General features: G+C 70.1%; 3 protein-coding genes and 1 pseudogene. 1 reads left to right on the top strand and 3 read right to left on the bottom strand.

Going from position 1 to position 4,439, the window contains the following annotated elements; all coding sequences use genetic code 11:
• Positions 1-103: 103 nt before the first annotated feature.
• Positions 104-1,561, bottom strand: coding sequence for an FG-GAP repeat protein (locus ACRDP3_RS22095; RefSeq protein ID WP_431518733.1), 1,458 nt, complete (start codon positions 1,559-1,561; stop codon positions 104-106).
• Positions 1,562-2,026: 465 nt separating this feature from the next.
• Here ACRDP3_RS22095 and ACRDP3_RS22100 point away from each other — a divergent pair, with 465 nt between their 5' ends.
• Positions 2,027-2,368 (top strand): deoxyxylulose-5-phosphate synthase, encoded by a 342-nt coding sequence (locus ACRDP3_RS22100; protein WP_431518734.1) that lies wholly within the window; start codon positions 2,027-2,029, stop codon positions 2,366-2,368.
• Between the two features lie 138 nt (positions 2,369-2,506).
• On the opposite strand, the gene ACRDP3_RS22105 is transcribed toward ACRDP3_RS22100, so the two are convergent.
• Together ACRDP3_RS22105 and ACRDP3_RS22110 are read right to left on the bottom strand one after the other, a co-directional pair.
• Entirely contained in the window at positions 2,507-4,006 is a 1,500-nt protein-coding gene (locus ACRDP3_RS22105) for a hypothetical protein (protein ID WP_431518735.1), read from the bottom strand.
• 48 nt (positions 4,007-4,054) lie between these two features.
• Positions 4,055-4,342, bottom strand: a pseudogene (locus tag ACRDP3_RS22110) (transposase); the annotation flags it as partial.
• Positions 4,343-4,439: the final 97 nt, after the last annotated feature.

Raw genomic sequence — 4,439 nt, forward strand, 5'->3', positions numbered from 1 at the left:
GCCGTATACAGGGCGGGGGACGCGCGGGTCCTGGTTCGGGCCGGTCCGAGCGGCCTCGGTCCAGGTGCCGGGCCCCCGTGGCCCCGGTTCGGGACTGTGGTGGTCAGCCCGCGAAGTTGTGGCCGAACGTCGGGTAGGCATCGGTGGAGACGCCGACGTTGGACGGGGAGACCACGGTGGCCCCTGGGGTGACGATCTTCGCACCGTCCGAATCGAGGGAGGTCACCGAGCCGTTGCCGGTGTTCTCACCGGCAACGCCGACGGTGAGGTCGGCCTTGCCGTCGCCGTTGAGGTCGGCGAGGTGCACGTCACTGCCGAAGTTGTCCGAGCTCTCGTTGGAGCCCGGGACTCCCGGGGTGTCCTGGCTGAAGAACTGCGAGCCCGTGCCGGTCAGGCCGTCGGCTGTGCCGTAGATGAGGGTGACGGCTCCGGTGTACTGCACGCCGTTGAGGGACTCGCCGTACGCGCCGACGGCTAGGTCGAGGTGCCCGTCGGCGTTGACGTCGCCCAGTGCCAGCTCGCCACCGAACTGGTCCTTGGCCTCGGAGGAACCGGGGACGCCGGTGGTGTCCTGCGAGATCGTGTACGAGGCGCTGGAGCCCGGCCCGGAGGCGGATCCGTTCACCACGTTGACCTTGCCGCCCCGTGAGGCGCCGGGGATTTCGCCGTCGTCCCATGCCATGCCGATGACGATGTCGCCGTAGGTGTCGCTGTTGAGGTCACCGATGGCGGTGATGATGCCGGCCGGGAGCTTGACCGCACCGGAGGCCGTGAGCCCGGAAGCGGAGCCGCGGACGTAGTAGTTGGCGTTCCAGCCGTCCGCGCTGTCGGTTTCGTAGCCGTCGACGACCAGGTCGGCGATCTGGTCGCCGTTGACGTCTCCCGGGGTGAGGAAGATGGGGCCGGTGTCGGATCCGCTCATGATCGGCGGGGTGACGGAATAGTGGCCGCCGGTGGTACCGGACCGGGTGAAGCCGCCGCGGAGGACGTCGATGGTCGCGGAGGAGGAGCCGATCGCCAAGTCGTCCTTGCTGTCGCCGTTGTAGTCGGCGGCGGCCATGGAGCGGCCGAAGCGGTCGTGCTTGGTCGGCGCCGGATCGGCGACGGTCGTACCGGCGGACAGGCCCGCGGCGCTGCCCCACAGGATCGTGACGGCGCCGCCGTCGGTGTCGCTGCCGACGTCCTCGTGGGCGGCGCCGACCGCGACGTCCGCGTAGCCGTCGCCGTCGAAGTCGCCGGCCGAAGTCATACCGCCGAAGTGGTCGTTGGTCTCGGCCGTGCCGGGCACGCCCGCGGAGTTCTGGCTGATGGTGGTCCGTTTGGCCGCGGACACGCCACCGGCGGTCGAGCCGTAGAGGACGACTATCTGGCCGGCGCCCTGCTTGCCGCCGACGGTGGCCTGGGCGGCGGAGACGACGACGTCACGGACGCCGTCACCGTTGAAGTCGCCCTTGAGCCCACTGGGCGCGGCTGCGGCGCTGACCGCCGAAGCCGTGAGCAGGCCGCTCGTCAGGGCGGCTGCCGCCGCGGTGGCCAGGGTGATGCGGAAACGCTTGTGCATGCGGGATTCTCCTGCAGCATGCGGGGATGCGGGGCATCCCCAGGTGAATGGGGTGCCGGTTCGCTGCGCGCGGCCCGGGATTTCGTCGGGCCGGGTAGCGCCGCCCGGCGAACAAGAGACCTCTCACGGGGCGCGAGGGTTGTACGGGTTGCCCGGTTTCTTGCGAGCCGCGGGCGCCGAGCTTGCGGATCGCCGTTCTTTCACGCCCAGTTGAGCGCCTGACCTGCGTGTTCGTCTATCTCGGTCCCCTTCGACCACGCCACCGAGCGGGTCTGGGCGCGTCTGCCGAGCAAGGCATAGGCTTAAGTCCTGGCGCCGGCCAAGGGGGAGTCACCGACGTCCTGTTGCCGGCCGACCGGCAGCAACTCGAAGACACCTACCGGCTGGGCTGAGCGCGGCTCTTCGCGGGGCTTACAGCGTGAAAATCCGTCGTGCCAGGCCGGGGGCCCGGTCTACTCTGGCCGCATGCCCGGTCACGCGAAAACCTCATACGTCTGCCTACCGTGCCGGGCCTCGTACAAGCAGCCCTACCCTGAGCCCTGTTCCGACCATGAGCGGCGTTGCCCTCGGTGTCGTGAGTCGCTGATCCACGTCGGTTCCGCCTTCGCGCCGCCCCGAAGGCGGGACACTGCCGGGTGGCGGGTCCTCTCGGTGCTCCTCAACGCGGGCATCCGGTTCCACAAGAGCTGCTGTGGTGGCCCTGGGTACCGGCCCAGCACGCTCAGCGAGGTGAAGGAACGTATGGCCTACGCCGAAGCCACCGGAGAGCCGATCGCCCAAGTGCTCCTGCGTTGCGAGCTGCGCTGACAGCCTCCCCGACCCCTGTCCGATCATCTACCTGGATCGGCTCGATCGCATTGCTGAACACCATTTGCTGCCGGACAGGCCGGCTCCCTGGCCCGCCGCGCCCACTACTTGCTGGCGGACCACCCGCCGTGCCCGTCCTCAGTTGACCTCCCGCACTCTCGCTGCGGTCCGCTCGGCGAGCTCGCGGATGCCGTTCGCGGCGTTCTCCGAGAGCTCGCCGAGTATGGCGTCGGCGGCCGTGAGGAGGGCACGGGTCTCCTCGGGGCGGTCCGCGTCTGCCAGGGCGAGGGTGAGGCGGTAGTGCTCCTCGGCGATATAGCTGCCGAGGTTGACCTGCTGCCAGTAGCGCAGTGAGGCGTCGCCCGGGGTGGCCAGGGCGTCGCGTACGGCGGCCAGGCTGTCCGCCGCTCGCGGCAGCTGGCCCGCCTCCCGCTCCAGGCGGGCCAGGGTGTGCCGGGCCGAGGCCCGGTCCCATGCCGTCTCTTGAAGGGCGGCGTACAGGCGCTGGGCGCGCAGCGCCTGGGGAAGGTCGCCGAGTTCCTCGAAGTCCTGGGCAAGCCCGCTCAGCGGAGCCGTGGCCAGGGTGCGGGGCGCCCCGGGGCGGCGGAGTCTGCTCTGGTCCATGAAGATGTTGTCGAGTTCGCGGATCAGCGTCACCCGCGCGAGGTCGGTCATCCCTTGGTCCCGTGCCAGGTCGGTCCATGTGGAGACCGGCTCGTCCGACGGGTCCGTCCCGAACATCGACTCGTCGAGCGCCCGCGCCCACTGTTGCAACTCGTCCGTGCTCGCACCCGGTTCCGGCATACTGCCCAGGCCGCACATCGTGTCGAAGTCCGTCTCCCGGACCTCAAGCAGCAGGGGCAGATCTCCGGTGTCCCCGCGCAGCCCCACCAGCACGGCCGCGAGCCGCAGTTCGTCCGTCATCGATGACCGTGTCTCGTGCCGCAGCAGATGCCGCAGTAGCTCCAGATCGCCCTCGGCGCGGTCGAACTGCGCGGCCCGCAGGGTGATCCGGCGCCGCACCGGGTCCTCGGTGAGTTCATGCCATGCCGTCTGGTCGCCCTCCCGCAGCCGGGCGAGATCGGCGCGGCCCGCCGCGAGCACCGGCTCCCACAGCGGGGGACCGGCCGGGCCTATCCGGTCGTACGCGCACCCCTCATCCGCATTGAGCAGTACGAAGTCCGGCTCGGTGCGCAGCAGCGGACGCAGCCTGCCCACCAGCTCGACCGGGGCGCGTTTCGAGAAGCCCAGCGCCGCACGGAGCTCGGCCCGCTCCTTGTCGATTCCGTAGCACTCACGGATCTCGTCCTCGGTCTCCGCGACACACGCCAGGATCTTCTCCTCGCCGTCGTCTGGCGACAGACGTGTGTAGCCGCGCCACCCGGGCAGGCCGATCACGAGCTCCAGGGTCTCGTCGACACTGGAGCCGATGATCCCCGCGGCGCCCTCCGAGTCGGCATAGAGCACCGAGCCGTCCGCGCATACGAAGTACGTACCGCCGGTATCGTCCCCCGCAACCGTTTCCAGCGGCCCGCCCGAGGCGAGACGGACCTCCTCGACATGGCCGTGGGCGGCGCGGTCCAGGTCGAAGTCGAAGGGGAAGGCGGCCAGTTCGGCCAGGTTCGACGGTCCTGCCACAGCAGCCGTAGCGCGTGATCAGTCATGTCACAGAAAGTACGGTGCCAAGCCTTTGTGCGCGATGCGGCCGTGGAGGCCGCGTTCGCTGAGCAGCGTGCGGGTCTTGTCCGAGTCGTAGCCGGCGTCCAGGTGCACGGTGATGTCGTCGGGTAACGGCCCCAGGTCGTCCAGGCGGTCCAGGGTCGGGGCGAGCAACGGGGAGTCGTGGCGGCTGGCACCGGCCAGGACACGACCCAGTGGAATGCCGTATCCAGGAGCAGAAGCGGCCCGGCGATGACCGCGTCGCGGTCTCGGGCGCCCGCAACATCGAGGGCCTCGCCCGCCCACCGTGAACCCGGCGCCAACATCCGGTGAACTCCGTACAACCAGCTCCGCCCTTCGACGGTCACACCAGACAACCCCCCACACCGTCGACCGAGGGGGAGTCTCCGTG

It is taken from the genome of Streptomyces sp. (assembly GCF_050698815.1).
In the GTDB taxonomy this organism is placed as follows: Bacteria; Actinomycetota; Actinomycetes; order Streptomycetales; family Streptomycetaceae; genus Streptomyces.